Raw genomic sequence first — 18,807 nt, forward strand, 5'->3', positions numbered from 1 at the left:
CGATCAGCGTGACAGCTGACCGACCCGCTGGGCAGAGACCGCGTCGTGCATCACAGCGCGGCAGCGCCGGTAGGTCTGCAGCAGGTCGACCGGCCGTCCGGCCTCGATCGCCTCGGCCCAGGTGTCGAGGGCCACCCGGACGGTGGCCCCGGCGTTCTCCACCAGCACCCGTGCGGCCAGCTCGTCGGCGCTGCCGGTGAGCGCGGTGAGGCGGGCGACCAGGGCCTGCAGCCGCTCCTCGTCCAGGCTCAGGGCGGTCGAGCGCAGCGCGGGCTCCGCGCGCATCAGCCGGCGCACCCGCAGCAGCTGACGGCCGGGCTCGCTGCGGCCGTTGTCGAAGGCCTGCAGCACCTCCGTCCAGACCGCCTCGAGCTGGGGCAGCAGCGGTTCGTCCGGCTGCATCGTCGAGACCATCTCCTCGACCCGGTTCTCCAGGTCGCGGTGCGGGACCAGGGCGGCCCGCTCCTTGGTGGCGAAGTAGCGGAAGAAGGTGCGCGGCGAGACCCCCGCCAGCCGCGCGATCTCGTCGACGGTGGTGCCGTCGATGCCCTGCTTCTCGAAGAGCGTCAGAGCCGCCTCGGCGATCTCCTGCTCGGTCTGCGCCCGCCGCCGGTCACGCAGCGGCGTCAGTTCTTCCCCGTGGTCGTTCGACACGGTCCGATCCTAGAGGAATGACTTCACCCTGTGCCGCGTTGGCAGTCACTGCCATACTGGCTGACAGCCGCAACGGGTAAGAGACGAAGGGTCCGGGTTTGAGCACCGAGTCGACCACCAGCACACCGACGGGGACAGGCGAGGTGGGCGCCCCGGCGGGCGTGCGCACCGGGCCTCTGATCGCCCTCCTCACCGGCGCCGCGTTCGTGGTCATCCTGAACGAGACGATCATGGGCGTCGCGCTGCCCGACCTGATGCTGGAGTTCAGCGTCCCGGCCACCACCGCCCAGTGGCTGACCACCGCGTTCCTGCTGACCATGGCGATCGTGATCCCGATCAGCGGCTGGCTGCTGACCCGGCTGCCGCTGCGCACCGTCTTCGTCGTGGCGATGGGCAGTTTCACCCTGGGCACGCTGATCTGCGCCCTGGCCCCGGTGTTCGGCGTGCTGGTGGCCGGCCGGGTGGTCCAGGCCGTCGGCACCGCGCTGATGATGCCGCTGCTGATGACCACCATCCTGAACGTGGTCAGCCCGCACAAGCGCGGGCAGATGATGGGCGTGGTCTCGATCGTGATCTCGGTGGCCCCGGCCGTCGGCCCGACCATCTCCGGCGTGGTGCTCGACCAGCTCACCTGGCGCTGGATGTTCTGGCTGGTGATGCCGATCGCGGTGCTCGCCCTGGCGGTGGGTGCGGCGCTGGTGCGCAACGTGACCGACCCGAAGGCCTCCCCGCTCGACGTGGTCTCGGTGGTGCTGTCGGCGCTCGCCTTCGGTGGCCTGATCTACGGTCTGAGCAGTATCGGTGAGTCGGCCGCGGGCCACACCCCGGTGGCGCCCTGGATCCCGCTGGTGATCGGCGCCCTGGCGCTGGCAGCGTTCGTGCAGCGGCAGCTCAGCCTCACAACGCGGGCCCTGCTGGACCTGCGGGCGTTCGCCACGCCGACCTTCTCGATCGCCGTGCTGCTGGTCGCGGTGAGCATGATGGCCCTGTTCGGCACGCTGATCCTGCTGCCGATCTACCTGCAGACCGCGCTCGGACTCTCCACCCTGGCCACCGGCCTGATCCTGCTGCCGGGCGGTCTGGTGATGGGTCTGCTGGCGCCGGTGGTGGGCCTGCTGTTCGACCGCTACGGCCCGCGCCCGCTGGTCGCGCCCGGCGCCCTGGTGGCCTGCGTCGCCCTGTGGGGCATGACCACGTTCGACATCGGCACCGGGCGGGGTTCGGTGATCGCCGCCCACGTGGTGCTGAGTGTCGGTCTGGCCCTGATGTTCACGCCGTTGCTGACCAGTGCCCTGGGTTCGCTGCCGCACGCGCTCTACTCGCACGGCAGCGCGATCGTGGGCACGGTGCAGCAGGTGGCCGGCGCGGCCGGCACGGCGCTGTTCGTGACGGTGATGACCCGTACCTCGACGGCCGCGCTGGACGACGGCGTGGACCCGCTGACCAGCGTGGCCGACGGGGTGCACGCGGCCCTGATGTGGGGCGGGATCATCTCGGCGGCGGCGGTGCTGCTGGCCCTGTTCGTGCGCAGGCCCAAGCCGGTGGTGGTCGATCAGGTGGTGGAGCAGGACCTGGTCTGATCCCGAGGCACCACGAGAGAGCCCGAGCTGGAAATCGCTTCCAGCTCGGGCTCTCTCGTGCTCAGGCGGCGGCCTTGGCCTCCCACAGCCGGGCGAAGGCCTCGGCCTCGGACCGGGCGTAGGCCGTCAGCATGCGCACGTCGCGATTGCGGCTGAGCGCGAAACCGACCGTACCGGAACGCACGTCGACGATGCGGGGAGTGGCCTCGCAGCCCACCGAGCGCAGCGCCTCGCCCATGATGACCAGGGCACCGTCGGCCGTGGCCTGGCTGAGCCGGGTGGCCTTGAGGTGCAGGAACCAGGCCTCCTGCACGCCGCCCCGGCGCTCGACGATCAGGTGCGGGGCGACGTTGACCCGCAGGTCACGATGCTGCCAAACACCCGACGGGGCACCGAAGACCCGCACCGGCCCGACCCTTCGGCGGATACTGAGCATGCCGGCCCGGATCTCCGCGTAGTGCACCGACTGCCCCCGGCAGCGCCGGTCGGACTCTTCCCGCTCCTCGGACCGGGCCACCGCCAGGTCGAGCTCGGTGCGCAGCCGGTCGCCGCGCAGGCCGTTGACCACGGCCGTGACGATCGGGTCGTAGTAGCGCCAGGGATGACGGGTGGGGTCTTCGTACATCGCCCGCAACTGCACCGGAACGCGCCCCCGCCGGGCCCCGGGCGTGCTGATGAACTGGATGATCGACGGAAGGGAGGTCTTGATCTCGGACATCTGCGACTCCTGCCGCTGAAGCGTCACAACCTACCCATATTCTACTCCAGTTCGAACAGATGTTCGAACGATTCGAGCGACGAATGCCAGGTGGCCGTTACCCCGAACAGCCCATCAGGAGCCCCCGGAGACTGCCGAGGAAACATGTCGAGAGCGTCTCGCAGCCGTCCCCGATCGGCTGGGTGCCCCCAGAACCGGGGCACCTCCCAGCTCCACGAGCCCGCCGACGTAGGCCGGAAGGAAATCACGTGTCCAACATCGACACCGTCCTCAAGGAAGCCATGCAGATCGACGGCGCCATCGGCGTCGCGCTCGTGGACCACACCAGCGGCATGACCCTCGGCCAGGCCGGTGGCAACACGCTGAACCTCGAGGTCGCCGCGGCCGGCAACACCGAGGTCGTGCGGGCCAAGCTGCGCACCATGGACGCGCTGCGGCTGCGCGAGAACATCGAGGACATCCTGATCACCCTCGACACCCAGTACCACCTGATCCGCCTGATCACCGACAAGTCCGGCACCGGCCTGTTCCTCTACCTGGCCCTGGACAAGCAGCGCTCGAACCTGGCGATGGCCCGGCACAAGCTGGCCAACCTCGAGCGCACGATGGAGATCTGAGCACTCTCACGTAACTGAACCGACAATGGACGGCCGCGGCACCTACCAGGGCGCCGCGGCCGTCCATTGTCGGTTCAGTTGTTGTCAGAGCTTGCGCAGCAGGGGAACGACGTCCTGGGTGAACTGGGTGAGGAACCGGGACTGGTCGTTGCCCGGAGCGTGGAACACCAGGTGGGTGAAACCGGCCTCGGTGTAGTTCTTCACCGCCGCGACCACCTGCTCCGGGTCGGAAGCCACGATCCAGCGCCTGGCCACCTGCTCGATCGGCAGCTCGTCGGCCAGCCGGGCCATCTCCACCGGGTCGTGCACCGAGGCCTTCTGCTCCGGCGAGAGCGACAGCGGGGCCCAGAAGCGGGTGTTCTCCAGCGCGCGGGCCGGGTCCTCGTCGAACGACAGCTTGATCTCGATGGTCCGGTCGATGTCCGCCTCGGTGCGCCCGGAGGCCTCCAGCCCCTCGCGCAGGGCGGGCAGCAGCGTCTCCTCGTACAGGTCCATGCCCTTGCCCGAGGTGCAGATGTACCCGTCGCCGGCGCGGCCCGCGTACTTGGTGACCCCGGGCCCGCCGCCGGCGATGTAGATCGGCACCGGCTGCTCGGGACGGTCGTACACGGTCGCGTCGTGCAGCCGGTAGAAGTCGCCCTCGAAGGTGACCCGCTCTTCCTGCCAGAGCTGACGGATCAGGCGGACCGCCTCGCGCAGCCGGGCGAAGCGTTCCTTGGGCTCGGGGAAGGGCACCCCCACGGCCGTCTCGTTCAGCGCCTCACCGGCGCCGATCCCGAGGATCACCCGCCCGGGGGCCAGGCACCCCAGGGTGGCGAACGCCTGGGCGATCACCGCCGGGTTGTAGCGCAGCGTGGGCGTGAGCACGCTCGTGCCCAGCTGCACCCGCGAGGTCCGGGCAGCCACCCAGGGCAGCCAGACCAGCGCGGACGGGGCGTGCCCGTCGACGTGGCGCCACGGCTGGAAGTGGTCGGAGATCCAGACCGAGTCCAGGCCCTGGTCCTCGGCCTGAACGGCGAAGTCCGCCAGCTCGGCCGGGGCGAACTGCTCTGCCGACGCCTTGTACCCGAGCTTCACGTTCGACCCCACTGTTCTCTCGGCAACCGTCCACAGCCAACCTAGATCGCGTGGACAGGACCCTCAAGCGCGGGGGGCGGCTCAGGCCTTGCGGCGCCACCAGGCCTGTTCCGGCTCGCTGACCGGCACCCGCGAGCTGCCCCCGCCGGAGCGCTGCACCAGCCGGGGCTCGCCCGGGGCGAAGATCAGCTGCGAGATCTGCTGGTAGTGCAGGTCGGAGTCGGGGATGTAGTTGATCGTGCCCAGCGCCTGGTCCTGACCGGCCGACTCCATCACGAACTTGCCGTAGCCGAGGATCTGCCCGGTGACCGTACGGTCGTAACGCATGTCGGTGACCTTGCTCATCGGCATGATGTCGACCTTGCGGGTGATCACCCCGTGCACCAGCATCAGCCGCTTGTCGGTGGCCACCACCAGCTCCAGCCACCATTCCCAGGCCACGATGATCAGGCGGGACAGCAGCAGCAGCCAGAGCAGGGTGAACGCGGTCTCGACGGAGTCGCCGACCTGGGAGCTGATCGTGGCCAGCACGATCAGCCCGAGCAGGGTGGTGAGGAACGGCTCGGCCAGGACGACCCAGTGCCGGCGCAGGAGGAAGACGACCTGCTCGCTCGGGACCAGGTACCGGTCGAGCTCCTTGGGAACCCCCGGACCGTGCCGCTCAGAATGCCCAGCCATACCGCGGACCCTAGGTTTCCCAAGGGGATAAATCACCCCCTGTTGCAACACGAGTACATGTTGCTGACAGCGGCCTCACGGCCAGGCGGCCCCGAGCAGGGTCAGACCACCGAGAACGGCGATGCCGAGGGTGACCCGCCGCACCAGCACCGGCGAGACCCGGTGCACGAACGGCAGCGACAACGCCATCCCGACGACCAGGCCCAGGCCGGCGCCGCCCATCTCGGCCCACTCCGAACCGCTCGGCAGGCCGACGGCGATCAGGGTGAGCACGTTCAGCGGCAGCCCGAAGGCCTGCAGAGTGGCGCTCATCTGGGCCGGCGGCCAGCCCCGGCTCATCGCGAAAAGCGCCACGGGCGGGCCCGAAGCACCGGCCAGGACGTTCAGCGCGCCACTGACTCCCCCGGCCACCACCGCCCCGCCCGGACGCTCGAAGAACGGCAGCGGCCGGCCGGCGATGCTCACCGCGGTGGCCGCGAGGATCGACAGGCCCGCCACCAGATTGAGCGCAGTGCCCCGCAACAGGTCGCTGAGCAGCAGCATCGGCGGGATCACGAGCGCCGCGGGGACCAGCAGGCGCACCACGTCGGGCCGGCGCACCTGGCCCGGCATCCGCGCGATCACCGACAGGTTGAGCACCGCCGACAGGATCAGCACCGTGCGCAACCCGGCCTCGTGCCCCAGGGCGAGCATCACCAACGGTGAGACCACCAGGGCGAACCCCACACCGGACAGCACCTGGCAGACCGCTCCGAGCGCGACCACCAGGGCTGTTGCGGCGATTACGACGAGGCGCCCTCGGACCAGGCCGGCAGGTCGCCCTTGCGCACCCGGGCCTCGAGCGACTCCAGCACCCGGCTCAGCTCGGGCCCGGCCAGCCGGTCGACGTAGAGCAGGCCGTTGAGGTGGTCGGTCTCGTGCTGCAGGCAGCGGGCCAGCACACCGTCACCGCGCACCCGCAGCGGCTTGCCGTCGATGTCCTGCCCCTGGACCTCGGCCACCCCGGGCCGGGCCAGCGGCGCGTACTCGCCGGGCACCGACAGGCAGCCCTCCTCGTCCTCCACCGGCGGCGTCAGGGCCTGACCGGGCACCGGCACCAGCACCGGGTTGACGATGGCGCCGGTCTGGTACTCGTCGCGGGCGTCGGGGCAGTTGTAGACGAAGACCCGGGCGTCGACCCCGATCTGGTTGGCGGCCAGGCCCACCCCGTTGGCGGCCTCCATGCTGGCGAACATGTCGGCCACCAGCTGGCGCAGGTCGGCCCCGAACTCGGTGACCTCCTGGCAGGGGCGGTGCAGCACCGGGTTGCCCCGCATGGTCACCTTGCGCACGGTGCCCTGGGGCAGTGCGGCCTGCTTCACCCAGGCCTGGATGTCGGGATCAACCTCAGTGCTGTCAGTCACCGGCGCATTCTCTTACGGAACTTCGCGTCGGCCCAACTCGGCCGAAAGCAGACCCGGCAGTTCCTTCATGCTGGTGAAGATGTGCGCGGCCCCGGCCTCCAGCAGCCACTCCGGCCGGCTGTGCGAAGGGCTGTCGGGCGGGCAGTAGCCGAACACGGTGGCTCCGGCCGCGACCCCGGCCTGTGTGCCGGAGATGGTGTCCTCGACCACCGCCGACCGGGCCGGGTCGACGCCCAGCGCCGCGGCGGCGGCCAGGTAGACGTCGGGGGCGGGCTTGCTGTGCGGCATCTCCTCACCGCTGAAGATCCGGCCCTCGAACACGTCGAGCAGGCCCACCCGGGCCAGCTGCATCTCGACCTTCCCCCGGTCGGCCCCGCTGGCACAGGCCACCTTGCCGTCGAGCGCCTGGAACAGCGCTCGCGCGGCCTCGCCGGCGCCGGGGATCTCCTGCAGGCTGATCGCCAGCTCGGCGTCGCGCCGGCGGCGGAACTCGGCCAGCCAGTCCAGGTCGGGGCGGAACCCGGTGTTCTCCTCGATCACCCCGAACTCGTCCTTCAGCGAGCGGCCGACGAACCGCCCGAAGCACTCCGGGGCGCTGATCTGCCAGCCCAGCTCGTGCAGCATCCCCCGGAGCACGCCGTTGGTGATCTGCTCGGAGTCGACCAGCACGCCGTCGCAGTCGAACAGCACGGCCTCGAACGCAGGTTTCAGCACGGTGGGGACGCTAGCAGCGGCCGGTTGTGAAAACCTGGGCGGATGACGCTTGAGGAGATCACCGAGTTCGTCACTTCGCTCGAGGGTGTCCTGGTGCAGCGGCCCACCGAGGGCGACGGCTCGCCGCAGATCGCCTGGGGCGATGTGTTCTTCCACTACTCCCCCGACGGCGAGGCGCCCCGCACCCAGCCGTTCGCCACCATCGTGACCAAGGACTACCCGGACGAGGTGCCCTCGGGCCTGAACCAGCCGGGGGCGTTCCGGGTGAACGTGGGCAGCGGCAAGGACGAGTTCGTGGCGCGGATCGGCCGGGAGCCCCGGGCCCCGGCCGGTGACCTGGAACCGCTCAGCGCCACCGACGACGTGGTGTTCGCCCACCCCACCTACGGCACGCTGGGCTGGCTCGCGGTCAAGAACCCGGGCCCGGCCACCGAGGGCGATCTGCGGGAGCTGATCACCAAGGCCCACTCGCTGGCCCGGGCCCGGTTCGAACGCTGACTACTGATCACCGACTACCCAGCGGCTGGGAAACGAAGGATGCGGTCGTCGCCGTCCTGGACATCGCCTCGTCCGTCGGTGTTCGAAGTGGTGAGCCACAACGAACCGTCCGGGGCAGCCTCGACCGTCCGCAGCCGTCCGTAGTCTCCTTCGAAACGCGCTTCCGGCTCACCGGTCTCACCGCCGGTGAGCGGAACCGTCCACAGACGTTCGCCCCGCAGCGCGGCAACGAAGAGCATGTCTCCGGCGATCGCGATGCCGGACGGCGAGGCCTCGTCGGTCGACCAGGTCACCAGCGGATTGGTGAAACGCCCGCCGTCGGTGTCTCCTTCACCCTCGACCTCGGGCCAGCCGTAGTTGCGGCCCGGCTCGATCAGGTTCACCTCGTCGAGCTCGTTCTGCCCGAACTCCGCGGCGAACAGCCGTTCTTCGGCGTCCCAGGCCAGCCCCTGCACGTTGCGGTGGCCGGAACTGTAGACGGGTGAGCCGTTCTCCGGATTGCCGGGCGCCGGTTCACCTTCCGGCGTCAGCCGCAGGATCTTGCCGTTGACGCTCTGCTGGTCCTGCGAGGTGGCCGTGTCTCCCGCGTCTCCGGTGCCCACGTAGAGCAGGCCGTCGGGGCCGAAGGCGATCCGGCCGCCGTTGTGGAACGTGTTGCGGGCGATGCCGTCGAAGATCACCTCCGGCTTGCCCCCGTCCAGCTGGAACCGCACGATCCGGTTGTCGCCGGAGGCCGTGTAGTAGGCGTAGACCGTCTCGTCGGAGTCGTACTCGGGTGAGACGGCCAGCCCCAGCAGGCCGCCCTCACCCTCTGCACTCACGCCCGGAACCTCGTAGACCGGTTCCGGCGCACCGCCTTCGGCCGGTATCCGCAGAACCCGCGCCGAGTCCCGCTCGGCCACCAGGGCGTCACCGTTCGGCAGGAACGCCAGCCCCCAGGGCACCTCGATGCCCGTCGCCACTTCTTCGGGGCTGCTCAGGTCGATGGCGACCGAACCGATTGAGGACGTCTCGGGAGCCTGGGTGGCCGGCGCCGCCTGGGTGGTGGTCGCCGGGGGCGACGCGGCGGACTCCGATTCGTCGTTCTCGGCGCCGCACCCGGCCACCCCCAGCACCAGCACGCCGGCGGCGGCGAGTCGTCGGGACCACAGTTTCACGTCGGTGTCTGCCACCGCCCCAGTTCATCAGACGGCGGCGAAAATCGGCGGAAACCGCGGGCCCGGATCAGCCCAGGGTCGAGGTGTCGATGACGAAGCGGTAGCGCACGTCCGAGGCCAGGACCCGCTCGTAGGCCTCGTTGATCTGCTCGGCCCCGATCACCTCGATCTCGGCGCCGAGCCGGTGCTCGGCGCAGAAGTCGAGCATCTCCTGGGTCTCGGCGATCCCCCCGATGTTCGAGCCGGCCCACGAGCGGCGGCCGTTGATCAGGGCGAAGGCGTTGACCGAGAGCGACTCGTCCGGGGCGCCGACATTGACCATGGTGCCGTCGACCTTGAGCAGCCCCAGGAAGGCGCCGACGTCCAGCTTGGCGCTGACCGTGTTGATGATCAGGTCGAAGGACGAGTGCAGCCGGGTGAACGTGTCCGCGTCGGCAGTCGCGTGGTAGTGGTCGGCGCCCAGACGCAGACCGTCTTCCTGCTTCTTCAGCGACTGCGACAGCACCGTCACCTCGGCACCCATGGCGTGCGCGAGCTTGACCGCCATGTGGCCGAGACCGCCCAGACCGACCACGGCGACCTGCTTGCCCGGGCCGGCGTTCCAGTGCCGCAGCGGCGAGTAGGTGGTGATACCCGCGCACAGCAGCGGGGCGGCCACGTCCAGCTCCAGGCCCTCGGGGATGCGCAGCACGAAGTCCTCGGTGACCACGATCGCCCGGGCGTACCCGCCGTGGGTGATCCGGCCGTCGGCGTCGGTACTGGCGTAGGTGCCGGTGTTGCCCTTGCGGCAGTACTGCTCGTCACCGGCCTTGCAGTTCTCGCACTCGCGGCAGGAGTCGACCATGCAGCCGACCCCGACCCGGTCACCCACGGCGTACTTGGTCACCTCGGGACCGACCTCGGCCACGATCCCGGCGATCTCGTGCCCGACCACCACCGGATAGGGGGTTTCGCCCCATTCGCTCCGGGCGGTGTGGATGTCGGAGTGGCAGATCCCGGCGAACTTGATGTCGATGCGCACGTCGCGGGGGCCGACGTCGCGGCGCTCCACCGTGTACGGAGCCAGCGGCTCGTGCGCGGAGAAGGCGGCGTAGGCAGGAACCTGGAAGCTCATGTGGCGCAGCCTAACCAGATCCGGCTTCAGAAGCTGAGGATGCCGGCCACCGGGTCCGGCCGGGTGCCCGGGGTGGAGACCGGCAGGGTGCGGCCCTCCTGGGCGGCCCTCAGCAGGGTCTCCATCACGTCGAGCACGTGCAGGCCCAGTTCGCCGGAGACCCGCTGCTGCCCACCGGCGGCCAGAGACTCGGCCAGGTCGGCGATCCCGATGCCCCGGCCGCCGTCGGCGTACCCGGCGCTCGGCGGAACGAGTTCCCACTCAGGCGTTTCCGAGGTGAACAGCTCCACGTCACCGGAGAAGTGGTTGGGGTCCGGCACCGAGAGACTGCCCGAGGAACCGTAGACCTCGATCCGCGGGAGCCGGGCGGCCCACACGTCGAAGCTGATCATCAGCGTGGAGACCGCACCCGAGGCGTGCGCGAGCAGGCCGGTGACGTGGGTGTCCACCTTCACGTCGAAAGCCGTTCCGGCGCGCGGCCCGCTGCCGATCACCCGGGAGGTGGTGGGGCGCGTGGACACGCCGGTCACGCTGACCACCGGGCCGAGCAGGTGCACGAGCGACGTCAGGTAGTAGGGGCCCATGTCCAGCAGCGGGCCTCCACCGGGGCGGTAGAGGAACTCCGGATCAGGGTGCCAGCGTTCGTGGCCCGGAGTCGTCATGAAGGCCGTGGCCGCGACCGGCACCCCGATCCGGCCAGCATCCAGCAGTGAGCGCGCCGTCTGGATCCCGGTGCCCAGCACCGTGTCCGGCGCGCACCCGACCCGTACCCCGGCGTCCTCGGCCGATCTCATCACCGCCCGGCCCTCCTCCACGGTGAGGGCAAGCGGCTTCTCGCCGTAGACGTGCTTGCCGGCCTTCGTCGCGGCGAGGGCGATCTCGCCGTGCACGGCGGGGATGGTCAGGTTCAGCACCAGGTCCACGTCGTCGGCCGCGAGCAGCTCTTCGACGCCGGTCACCCGGGCCCCCGGATGCTGCCCGGCCAGGGCCTGGGCCCGTTCGGGGCTCAGGTCGGCCACCGCCGTGACCGGCAGGTGCGGCAGCCGCGACAGCGTGCGCGAGTACTGCCCGCTGATCGCCCCGGCGCCGATCACGCCGATCCGCAACTGCTGGGTGCTCACCGGCTCGCCCACGTCAGGCCCCTTTCGATCAGCGTCCTGACCTGCGGAGTGCGCAGAACGTCGAGGGAGTGGCCGGGGGTGGCCACGAACACCCGCCCCTGTCCCCACTGCCGGGTCCAGACCGCCGGGCTGGTGATCGGCCGGCTCCACTCGTTCCAGGGCTGGGCCGCCACCGTCGTGGTGGCCAGCACCTCGTTGTACTCGTCCGAGAGCACCCAGTACTGCTCGGTGAGCAGGTCGAAGGAGTTGATCCCGGCGGTGATCGGGTGGTCGCCGGCGGTGATGTCGACGCGGTGCGGGATGAAGTTGTCCCGCTCGCTGTCGTCCCGCTCGGCCGGGTCCTTGCCCGGATGACAGGCGAAGACCCCGCCGACCAGCTGCACGTAGTCGGCCGAGTCACGGTAGGAGTCGGCGATCCCGCCGTGCCAGCCGGCCAGCCCGGTGCCGGCCGCCACCGCCCGGCTCAGCCCCCGCGCCTGGTCCCGCTCGATCGTCGACATGGTCACGCACTGCACCACCAGGTCGATGCCGGCCATCAGCTCACCGTCGGCGTAGACGGCCGGGCCGTCCTCGATCCGGACGTCGAAGCCGGAGGACTCCAGGAAGGGGATGAAGAGGTCGGTGGCGGCCACCGGCTCGTGCCCGGCCCAGCCGCCCCGGACGATCAGTGCACGCTTCGTCGCAGTCACGCGACAAATTGTGACATCTGGCGGTGTCGGGGAAAAGGCTTTTATCCCTGGGCCAGTTGTGCAAAGGGAAGCCGGTCGAAGGCGTAGCGGGCCTCGGTGATCACGCCGTCCTTCACGGTCAGGTACTCGGCGGCGAGGGCCGACGCGGAGGCGTCGGTGGCCGTCTCGTAGAACAGCACCGCCCCCTCGTCGTCGGCCAGCAGCCTGAGCAGCCGGATGCCGGTCAGACGGGCGGCGAAGTTGCCGCAGAACTGGGCGAAGGCGTCCGCCCCGTCCAGCCGGCCGGCCGGGCCGACCACGACCACGTCGGGGGCCACGTACTTCAGCGCGGTCGGGATGTCACCGGTGGTCCAGGCCTCGAAGTAGGCGGTGACGATGTCCTTGATGCTCACGGCATTTCCTTCCGGAAGGGGTCTCGCTGCTGACCTGGAGCACTCTTCCGGGGATACCTGACACCTTCTGTCATATACCTCAGAACTTGTACTGCTCGTGGGTCGCCAGAGCCCGCCCGGCCAGGTAGCGGCGCATCTCGGGCGGGTCGAGGACCTCCACGTCCGGGCCGAAGGCGAGCAGCATCGCCCCGGCCTCCACCGACCGGAAGGCCAGGGTGGTGACCACGTACTCGTCACCGTCGTCCTCGAAATCCGCACCGGGCGCCAGGTCCGTCTCCTGCACCATCCGGAACCGTTGCAGCACCGAACGTCTCACCCGGACCCGGGCCGGTACCGGGGTGGGCACCTCGTCGATCGCCCGGCGCAGTCCGTCCCAGATCTGCGGCAGCTCCCGCGGGTCGGACCGGCGCACCTCCTCGTCCAGGACCTCGGCCCGCCGGATCCGGTCGGAACGGAAGAGTTTCGGCCGGGAACGGTGCTCGGCCACCAGGTACCAGGTACCCGCCTTGCTGACCAGGCCGTGCGGGTCCAGCGTGTAGTCGCGCTCGGCACCGTCGCCGCCGTGCCGGTAGCGCACCCGCAGCCGCCGGTCGCTCAGCACGGCCTGCTGCAGCACGTCCAGACCGGCCGCGGGGCGGGCACTCGCACCGCGCCAGCGCGAGGGGTCGACCAGGATGCGGCGGCTGAGCAGGTCGGCGTCCGGCCGGTGCGGTGAGGGCAGCGCCGCCATCACCTTGCGCAGCGCCGGCCCGATCGCCTCGCCGAGCCCCAGGTCGCGGTGCACTCCCCCGCTGAGCAGGACGAACAGCGCCCGGGACTCGTCCGCGGTGAGACCGGTGACGTCGGTGCGGTACCCCGGCAGCAGGGCGATCCCGCCGTGCGGGCCCCGCACCGAGTACACCGGCACACCGGCGGACGACAGCGCCTCCACGTCGCGCATGATGGTGCGCGGGGAAACCTCCAGCCGGGCGGCCAGATCGGACGCGCTGAGCTGCCCGTGGGTCTGCAGCAACAGCATGATCGACAGCAGGCGCTCCGAGCGCACGGCTACTCCTGGCTGACCCGGTGCACCTTGTGCTGGGCGGCCTGCGCCCGGGGCCGCAGCACCAGGAGGTCGACGTTCACGTGCCGGGGCCGGGTGACCGTCCAGACCACGGTGTCGGCCACGTCCTCGGCGGTGAGCGGCTCGGGCACACCGGCGTAGACCGCGTCGGCCCGGGCCTGGTCACCCCCGAACCGGTTGAGCGAGAACTCCGCGGTGGCCACCATTCCCGGCTGGATCTCGATCACCCGCACCGGTTCGCCGCACAGTTCCAGCCGCAGCGTGCCGGCCAGGGCGTGCTCACCGTGCTTGGCCGCGGTGTAGCCGCCCCCGCCCTCGTAGACCACCGCACCGGCGGTGGAGCCGATCACCACGATCACCGCGTCGTCGGTGTGCCGCATCTTCGGCGCCAGGGCCTGGGTGAGCTGCAGCGGGCCGATCACGTTGACCTCGTACATGGCCCGCCAGTCGGCCGCGTCGGCGCTGAGCACCGGGTCGGCCCCGACCGCGCCCCCGGCATTGTTGACCAGCACGTCGCAGCGTTCGACGCTGTCGGCGAAGGCCCGCACGGCGGCGCCGTCGGTGACGTCGAGCACCTGGTACCAGGCGATGCCGCCGGCCTGCCGGATCTCCTCGCAGACCTGCTTCAGCCGGTCCTCGCGGCGGGCGAGCAGAACCACCTCGTACCCGGCCCCGGCCAGCCCGCGCGCGGTCGCCGCGCCGATGCCGCTGCTGGCCCCACTGATCACCGCAATCCTGTTCATGCGGTCAAGGTACTCGGCCCGGCCGTCAGGGTCTGAGCAGGCGGGTCACCGCGTCCAGGAGCATCGCCCGCTCGGCCGGGTGGTCGAACCGGCCCTGCCCCGCCACCCGGCTGATGTACCCGTCCAGCAGCACCCCCACCCAGACCGCGAGGCGCTCGGCGGGCTGGTCGGAGCGCACCTGCCCGCGCCCGGCGGCCTCGGCGATCAGCGGCTCCAGGCCCTGGCGGATGACCTCCTCGTCGCGTTCCAGGGCGACGGCGACCTCCGCGTCGTTCGCGATCGCCCCCACCGACCGCACGAACCCCGGGACCCGGGGGTCGGCGCACTGCAGCGCATGGTGCTCGGCGTACTCCAGGACCACCCGCGCCGGTTCGGCGCTGCCCTTCCGGGCGGCGAACCACTCCTCGGTCTCGGCGGTGCCCTCTTCCAGCACCGCCAGCAGCACCGCCGTCTTGGTCGGGAAGTAGTGGAAGAAGGTGCCCGAGCCGATGCCCGCCGTGCGGCAGATCGCCGTGGTGGTGGCCCGGTCGAACCCGTCCTCGCTGAACCGGGTGAGGGCCGCGTCGATGATCTGCAGGCGCCGGGCCCGGTGCCGGGCCGGGTCGACGGTGCGGGCCATGACAACTCCCTCCCGGGACGGACGGCGATCCGCTTCACGACGGATGACGTGCGGCGGTCCGGCGTCTATATTAATAGAGCATCTACTCTACTAATAGTCGACGACCTTACGGATGAGCTGATGTCGAAGGAACCCGAACGCTGGCATCTGGCCCAGGACGGCCACGAGCACACGGTCGAGATCTCCACCACGGCCGCGTCCTGGGTGCTGCGCTGGACCAGCGACGGCACCGAGGTGGCGGCCAAGAAGACCTCCGACAGCACGGTGGTGCTGGACGGCAAGGACCACGGAGCGGTGCGCCTGAAGCTGCCCTCCCTGACCGGTCCGGCCCGCCAGGTCACGCTGTACTCCGCCGCGGACGAGGGGGCCAAGAAGAGCAAGGACCTGGGCGCGGCCGGCCAGGCCCACCTCGGGGTGGGCGGTACCGACTTCGTGCCCGAGGAGGGCAGCCGGGCGGCCCGCCGGGAGGCCTGGATCCGCGAACACCCGAACCAGTACGCGGCCCGCCGCACAGCCACCGCCCTGGCCGGGGTGCTCGTGCCGGTCGCGCTGATCTGGCTGCTGCGCCAGATCACCTGGCGGCCCAACATCGACCTGCCCCGGATCGACCTGCCGCGCATCCAGCTCCCGCGCATCCCCTGGCCGGAGATCGACCTGCCCGACATCCCCTGGCCCGACATCGACATCGACCTGCCCGACCTGCCGAACCTGCCCGGCTGGGTGCAGTACGTCTGGCCGGTGCTGATCGCCTTCTTCGTGACCCAGGCCGAACTGCGCCGCCGCCGGCAGCAGGACGAGAAGCGCCGGGCCGCCGCGGAGGCCGCCGCCCGCGAGGCCGAACTGAAGGCCGTTAACGAGAAGAAGCCGGTGCTCAGCAAGATCGCCGAGGCCCTGCCGGGGCTGCCCAAGGCGGACCGGCCCGACCCGGAGCCGGAGAAGGACGAGAAGACCACGCAGGCCTGCCGGACCACCGAGGCCACCCGGAAGCAGCCGTCCTGAGATGGCCTCTCCCCGCAACAGCACCTACGGCGCGATGGCGGCCGCCCTGCGCGAGGCCATCCGCCGGGGTGACTTCGCCGGCGGGGTGCGCCTGCCCACCGAGGCCGAACTGGCCGACACCCACCAGGTCAGCCGTCAGACGGTGCGCCGGGCGATGCAGGAACTGGTCTCCGAGGGGCTGGTCGACCGGGTGCCCGGCCGGGGCACCTACGCGGTCGACCGCTCGGAGCGCTACCTGCGGCACATCGGCTCGGTCGAGGAACTGATGAGCCTGTCGGTGGACACCGAGGCGCAGATCCTGCACCCGCTGCGCACCCGGACCGACGCCGCGGCCGCCGCCCGGCTGGAGCTTGACGGCGACGACGTGGGCCGGCTGTCGTTCGCCCGCACCCACGGCGGCGTGACGTTCTGCCACACCGAGGTGAGCCTGCCCCCGACCGCCGGAGAGATGCTGGTCGCCGCCGCCCCGGAGCTGGCCCGGCCCGGCCACCGCAGCGCCGCCACCGTGATCGGCCTGCTCGAGCAGCACCTGGGCCGGCCGATCCGCGACGCGGAGCAGACCGTCACCGCGGCCCCCTGCGCCGCCGGGCCGGCCGAGGTGCTGGCCTGCCCGCCGGGCTCACCCGTCCTGCGGATCGAGCGGCTCTACCGTGACGGCACCGGCCGGCCCCTGGAGCTGGCGGTCAGCCACTTCGACCCGCAGCACTACTCGTACCGGATCCGGCTGCGCAGGCACGGCTGACCGGGCGGCGCCGACGGTCTTGACAGACGGCCGGAGCGGACGGAGGGTTTCCGCATCGGACTTTGGCCGTACATTTCCGGGCGCGGTCGTGCCCGGAGGTGTCCTCGCACGTGACGACGACGTCGACGGAGGATCCGCATGGCCCTCGCGAAACCCGGCACCAAGCTGACGATCCTGCCCTGCGGGGCGATGACCGCGGACCTCACCTGGCTGCTGCTGGCGCCGGGCCGGGCGATCCGCAGCCGGCAGCAGAAGGCCGAACCGCCCGAGTGGGTGGACGTGCCCACGCACTGCGTCCTGGTCGACACCCCGGAGGGCCGGCTGCTGTGGGACACCAGCTGCCCGCCGGACTGGGAGCAGCGCTGGGAACCGACCGGCCTGCACGACTTCTTCCCCTACGACAAGGTGTCCGAGGACGAGTACCTGCACGCCCGGCTGCAGCAGCTCGGCGTGGCGCCCGGGGACATCGACTACGTGGTGCTCTCGCACCTGCACTTCGACCACGCCGGCAACCTCGGCCTGTTCCGCGACAGCGGCGCCACGTTCGTGGTCAGCGACGTGGAGAAGGAGTTCGCGTTCGGTTTCGACGGGGCGTTCAGCGGGGCCCACATCAAGTCCGACTACCAGGACGTGGAGTTCCGGACCGTCAGCGGCGACACCGAGTTCCTGCCCGGCGTCAGCTTCATCCAGACTCCCGGCCACACCCCGGGCAGCATGTCGCTGCGGGTCGACCTGCCCGAGTCCGGCACGATGATCTTCACCGCGGACGCGGTCTACCGGGGTGAGAGCTACGGGCCGCCCTCGGTGCCGGCCGCCATCGTCAACAATCTGGAGAGCTGGTACTCCTCGGTGGAGAAGCTCCGCGGGATCGCCGAGGAGACCGACGCGACCATGGTTTTCGGCCACGACCCGGAACAGATCCGGCAGCTGCGCGTCGCGCCGGGGGTGTACGCGTGAACGAGACGATCTTCACCTGGGGCGCCCCGCCGCTGAAGTTCGGCCCCGGCGCGATCGACGAGATCGGCTTCGAGATGAGCCAGTACGACGTCTCCCGCGTACTGATCATCACCGACGCCACGATCAGCGCCACCGGCATCCCGCAGCGCATCCAGGAACAGCTCACCCGCTACCGGATCCGCTCCGAGATCTTCGACGGCGTGCACGTCGAGCCCACCGACGACAGCATGGACAAGGCGGCCGGCTACGCCCGGGAGCAGGGTCCCTGGGACGCCTTCGTGGCGATCGGCGGCGGCTCGGTGATCGACACCGCCAAGGCGGTCAACCTGATCATCACCGACGGCGGTGAGCTGCTCGACTACCTGAACAAGCCGATCGGGGCCGCCAAAGCCCCCGCCGGGCAGCTCAAACCGCTGATCGCGGTGCCCACCACGGCCGGGACCGGCTCGGAGAGCACCGCGATGTGCGTGCTGGACGTGCTCTCGCTCAAAGTCAAGACCGGCATCAGCCACTGGCGGCTGCGGCCCACCCTGGCCGTGGTCGACCCGCTGCTGACGCTCAGCCTGCCGCCCGAGGTGACCGCCAGCGCCGGGATGGACATCGTCTGCCACGCCCTGGAGTCGTACACCGCCCGCTGGTACGAGACCTTCGACCGGAAACGGGCCGAGGACCGGGTGACCTACTGCGGTTCCAACCCGGTCTCGGACCTGTGGTGCGAGAAGTCGCTGAAGCTGATCGCCGGCTCGTTCCGCCGGGCGGTGCACCACGGGGCCGACGACCTCGAGGCGCGCAGCGAGATGATGCTGGCCGCCACCTTCGCCGGGATGGGCTTCGGCAACTCCGGGGTGCACATCCCGCACGCCAACGCCTACCCGATCGCGGGCATGGTCAAGGATTTCCACCCGGCCGGCTACCCGCAGGACGAGCCGATGGTGCCGCACGGCATGTCGGTCTCGCTGACCGCCCCGGAGGCCTTCCGGTTCAGCTTCGAGAGCGCGCCGGAACGGCATCTGCGGGCGGCCCGGTGGCTCTCGCCGGACGCGGAACTGCACAACGACCCGGTCGAGCAGTTGCCCAGCGTCCTGGTCGACCTGATGCGCGACATCGGCATCCCGAACGGGATCGGGGCCGTCGGGTACACCGAGGCCGACATCCCCGCCCTGGTTCCGGGAACCATGAAGCAGCAACGCCTTCTGGCCACCTGCCCGCGCACCCCCAGCGAGGACGACATCGCCGGGATCTTCGCCCGATCGATCGAGAACTGGTGAGCGC

The 18,807-nt window shown here is 70.7% G+C and carries 22 protein-coding genes; 7 read left to right on the top strand and 15 right to left on the bottom strand.

Features of this window, described 5'->3' with window-relative positions:
- Positions 1-3: 3 nt before the first annotated feature.
- Positions 4-654 carry a TetR family transcriptional regulator gene (locus tag QSK18_RS21855; RefSeq protein ID WP_285622530.1) on the bottom strand — a complete coding sequence of 217 codons (651 nt, stop codon included), beginning with the start codon at positions 652-654 and terminating at the stop codon, positions 4-6.
- Positions 655-752: 98 nt separating this feature from the next.
- On the opposite strand from QSK18_RS21855, the gene QSK18_RS21860 reads away from it, so the two are divergent.
- The gene (locus QSK18_RS21860) at positions 753-2,234 is read left to right on the top strand and encodes an MDR family MFS transporter (protein WP_285622533.1); all 1,482 of its coding nucleotides are present in this window, start codon (positions 753-755) and stop codon (positions 2,232-2,234) included.
- A gap of 61 nt (positions 2,235-2,295) precedes the next feature.
- On the opposite strand, the gene QSK18_RS21865 is transcribed toward QSK18_RS21860, so the two are convergent.
- Entirely contained in the window at positions 2,296-2,952 is a 657-nt protein-coding gene (locus QSK18_RS21865) for a hypothetical protein (protein ID WP_232812029.1), read from the bottom strand.
- A gap of 281 nt (positions 2,953-3,233) precedes the next feature.
- Between QSK18_RS21865 and QSK18_RS21870 the strand changes: the two genes are divergently transcribed.
- A complete protein-coding gene (locus QSK18_RS21870; protein WP_269810414.1) occupies positions 3,234-3,569 on the top strand; it encodes a hypothetical protein in 336 nt (111 codons plus the stop codon).
- An 84-nt stretch (positions 3,570-3,653) separates the two neighbouring features.
- On the opposite strand, the gene fgd is transcribed toward QSK18_RS21870, so the two are convergent.
- The 5 genes from fgd to QSK18_RS21895 all read right to left on the bottom strand — a co-directional run bounded on the left by fgd (position 3,654) and on the right by QSK18_RS21895 (position 7,441).
- The gene (gene fgd, locus QSK18_RS21875; protein WP_232812027.1) at positions 3,654-4,646 is read right to left on the bottom strand and encodes a glucose-6-phosphate dehydrogenase (coenzyme-F420); all 993 of its coding nucleotides are present in this window, start codon (positions 4,644-4,646) and stop codon (positions 3,654-3,656) included.
- Positions 4,647-4,727: 81 nt separating this feature from the next.
- A complete protein-coding gene (locus tag QSK18_RS21880; protein ID WP_232812026.1) occupies positions 4,728-5,324 on the bottom strand; it encodes a PH domain-containing protein in 597 nt (198 codons plus the stop codon).
- 75 nt (positions 5,325-5,399) lie between these two features.
- Entirely contained in the window at positions 5,400-6,089 is a 690-nt protein-coding gene (locus QSK18_RS21885; RefSeq protein WP_285622543.1) for a TSUP family transporter, read from the bottom strand.
- A gap of 17 nt (positions 6,090-6,106) precedes the next feature.
- Positions 6,107-6,727: a peptide deformylase gene (def, locus tag QSK18_RS21890; protein WP_285622547.1), complete on the bottom strand. Its 621-nt coding sequence runs from the start codon at positions 6,725-6,727 to the stop codon at positions 6,107-6,109.
- Positions 6,728-6,739: 12 nt separating this feature from the next.
- Positions 6,740-7,441 carry an HAD family hydrolase gene (locus tag QSK18_RS21895; RefSeq protein WP_285622550.1) on the bottom strand — a complete coding sequence of 234 codons (702 nt, stop codon included), beginning with the start codon at positions 7,439-7,441 and terminating at the stop codon, positions 6,740-6,742.
- A 42-nt stretch (positions 7,442-7,483) separates the two neighbouring features.
- Between QSK18_RS21895 and QSK18_RS21900 the strand changes: the two genes are divergently transcribed.
- Positions 7,484-7,939 carry a DUF6194 family protein gene (locus QSK18_RS21900; RefSeq protein ID WP_285622553.1) on the top strand — a complete coding sequence of 152 codons (456 nt, stop codon included), beginning with the start codon at positions 7,484-7,486 and terminating at the stop codon, positions 7,937-7,939.
- Between the two features lie 14 nt (positions 7,940-7,953).
- Here QSK18_RS21900 and QSK18_RS21905 read toward each other — a convergent pair whose 3' ends face one another.
- From QSK18_RS21905 to QSK18_RS21940, 8 genes are all read right to left on the bottom strand, one after another.
- Positions 7,954-9,111, bottom strand: coding sequence for a PQQ-dependent sugar dehydrogenase (locus QSK18_RS21905; protein WP_285622556.1), 1,158 nt, complete (start codon positions 9,109-9,111; stop codon positions 7,954-7,956).
- 52 nt (positions 9,112-9,163) lie between these two features.
- Positions 9,164-10,210, bottom strand: coding sequence for an NAD(P)-dependent alcohol dehydrogenase (locus QSK18_RS21910; RefSeq protein ID WP_285622558.1), 1,047 nt, complete (start codon positions 10,208-10,210; stop codon positions 9,164-9,166).
- A 26-nt stretch (positions 10,211-10,236) separates the two neighbouring features.
- Complete coding sequence (locus QSK18_RS21915; protein WP_285622561.1) at positions 10,237-11,343, bottom strand: Gfo/Idh/MocA family protein; 1,107 nt, start codon at positions 11,341-11,343, stop codon at positions 10,237-10,239.
- Complete coding sequence (locus QSK18_RS21920; protein ID WP_285622564.1) at positions 11,328-12,020, bottom strand: ThuA domain-containing protein; 693 nt, start codon at positions 12,018-12,020, stop codon at positions 11,328-11,330. Before QSK18_RS21920 ends, QSK18_RS21915 begins: the two co-directional genes overlap by 16 nt.
- Before the next feature lie 41 nt (positions 12,021-12,061).
- A complete protein-coding gene (locus QSK18_RS21925; RefSeq protein WP_285622566.1) occupies positions 12,062-12,412 on the bottom strand; it encodes a nuclear transport factor 2 family protein in 351 nt (116 codons plus the stop codon).
- Between the two features lie 79 nt (positions 12,413-12,491).
- Positions 12,492-13,457 carry a helix-turn-helix transcriptional regulator gene (locus QSK18_RS21930; protein WP_285622578.1) on the bottom strand — a complete coding sequence of 322 codons (966 nt, stop codon included), beginning with the start codon at positions 13,455-13,457 and terminating at the stop codon, positions 12,492-12,494.
- 2 nt (positions 13,458-13,459) lie between these two features.
- Positions 13,460-14,218, bottom strand: a complete 759-nt coding sequence (locus QSK18_RS21935; protein ID WP_232812015.1) for an SDR family NAD(P)-dependent oxidoreductase — start codon at positions 14,216-14,218, stop codon at positions 13,460-13,462.
- Positions 14,219-14,243: 25 nt separating this feature from the next.
- Complete coding sequence (locus tag QSK18_RS21940) at positions 14,244-14,837, bottom strand: TetR/AcrR family transcriptional regulator (protein ID WP_285622581.1); 594 nt, start codon at positions 14,835-14,837, stop codon at positions 14,244-14,246.
- 120 nt (positions 14,838-14,957) lie between these two features.
- Here QSK18_RS21940 and QSK18_RS21945 point away from each other — a divergent pair, with 120 nt between their 5' ends.
- The 4 genes from QSK18_RS21945 to QSK18_RS21960 all read left to right on the top strand — a co-directional run bounded on the left by QSK18_RS21945 (position 14,958) and on the right by QSK18_RS21960 (position 18,803).
- On the top strand, positions 14,958-15,836 hold the full coding sequence (locus tag QSK18_RS21945) for a hypothetical protein (RefSeq protein WP_285622584.1): 879 nt from the start codon (positions 14,958-14,960) through the stop codon (positions 15,834-15,836).
- Position 15,837: 1 nt separating this feature from the next.
- Positions 15,838-16,578, top strand: a complete 741-nt coding sequence (locus QSK18_RS21950; protein ID WP_232812012.1) for a GntR family transcriptional regulator — start codon at positions 15,838-15,840, stop codon at positions 16,576-16,578.
- A 138-nt stretch (positions 16,579-16,716) separates the two neighbouring features.
- Positions 16,717-17,535 carry an N-acyl homoserine lactonase family protein gene (locus QSK18_RS21955; RefSeq protein WP_285622586.1) on the top strand — a complete coding sequence of 273 codons (819 nt, stop codon included), beginning with the start codon at positions 16,717-16,719 and terminating at the stop codon, positions 17,533-17,535.
- Entirely contained in the window at positions 17,532-18,803 is a 1,272-nt protein-coding gene (locus QSK18_RS21960; protein WP_285622589.1) for a hydroxyacid-oxoacid transhydrogenase, read from the top strand. The genes QSK18_RS21955 and QSK18_RS21960 overlap by 4 nt, the downstream gene beginning before the upstream one ends.
- Positions 18,804-18,807 lie beyond the last annotated feature (4 nt).

The organism is Kineosporia sp. NBRC 101677 (genome assembly GCF_030269265.1).
GTDB lineage: Bacteria > Actinomycetota > Actinomycetes > Actinomycetales > Kineosporiaceae > Kineosporia > Kineosporia rhizophila.

Excerpts from the sequence above, each read along its gene's own strand:
- QSK18_RS21910 (WP_285622558.1), bottom strand. The coding sequence starts at position 10,210 with ATGAGCTTCCAGGTTCCTGCCTACGCCGCCTTCTCCGCGCACGAGCCG.
- QSK18_RS21870 (WP_269810414.1), top strand. The coding sequence starts at position 3,234 with ATGCAGATCGACGGCGCCATCGGCGTCGCGCTCGTGGACCACACCAGC.
- QSK18_RS21865 (WP_232812029.1), bottom strand. The coding sequence starts at position 2,952 with ATGTCCGAGATCAAGACCTCCCTTCCGTCGATCATCCAGTTCATCAGC.
- QSK18_RS21940 (WP_285622581.1), bottom strand. The coding sequence starts at position 14,837 with ATGGCCCGCACCGTCGACCCGGCCCGGCACCGGGCCCGGCGCCTGCAG.
- QSK18_RS21900 (WP_285622553.1), top strand. The coding sequence starts at position 7,484 with ATGACGCTTGAGGAGATCACCGAGTTCGTCACTTCGCTCGAGGGTGTC.
- QSK18_RS21880 (WP_232812026.1), bottom strand. The coding sequence starts at position 5,324 with ATGGCTGGGCATTCTGAGCGGCACGGTCCGGGGGTTCCCAAGGAGCTC.
- QSK18_RS21945 (WP_285622584.1), top strand. The coding sequence starts at position 14,958 with ATGTCGAAGGAACCCGAACGCTGGCATCTGGCCCAGGACGGCCACGAG.
- QSK18_RS21935 (WP_232812015.1), bottom strand. The coding sequence starts at position 14,218 with ATGAACAGGATTGCGGTGATCAGTGGGGCCAGCAGCGGCATCGGCGCG.
- QSK18_RS21955 (WP_285622586.1), top strand. The coding sequence starts at position 16,717 with ATGGCCCTCGCGAAACCCGGCACCAAGCTGACGATCCTGCCCTGCGGG.
- QSK18_RS21950 (WP_232812012.1), top strand. The coding sequence starts at position 15,838 with ATGGCCTCTCCCCGCAACAGCACCTACGGCGCGATGGCGGCCGCCCTG.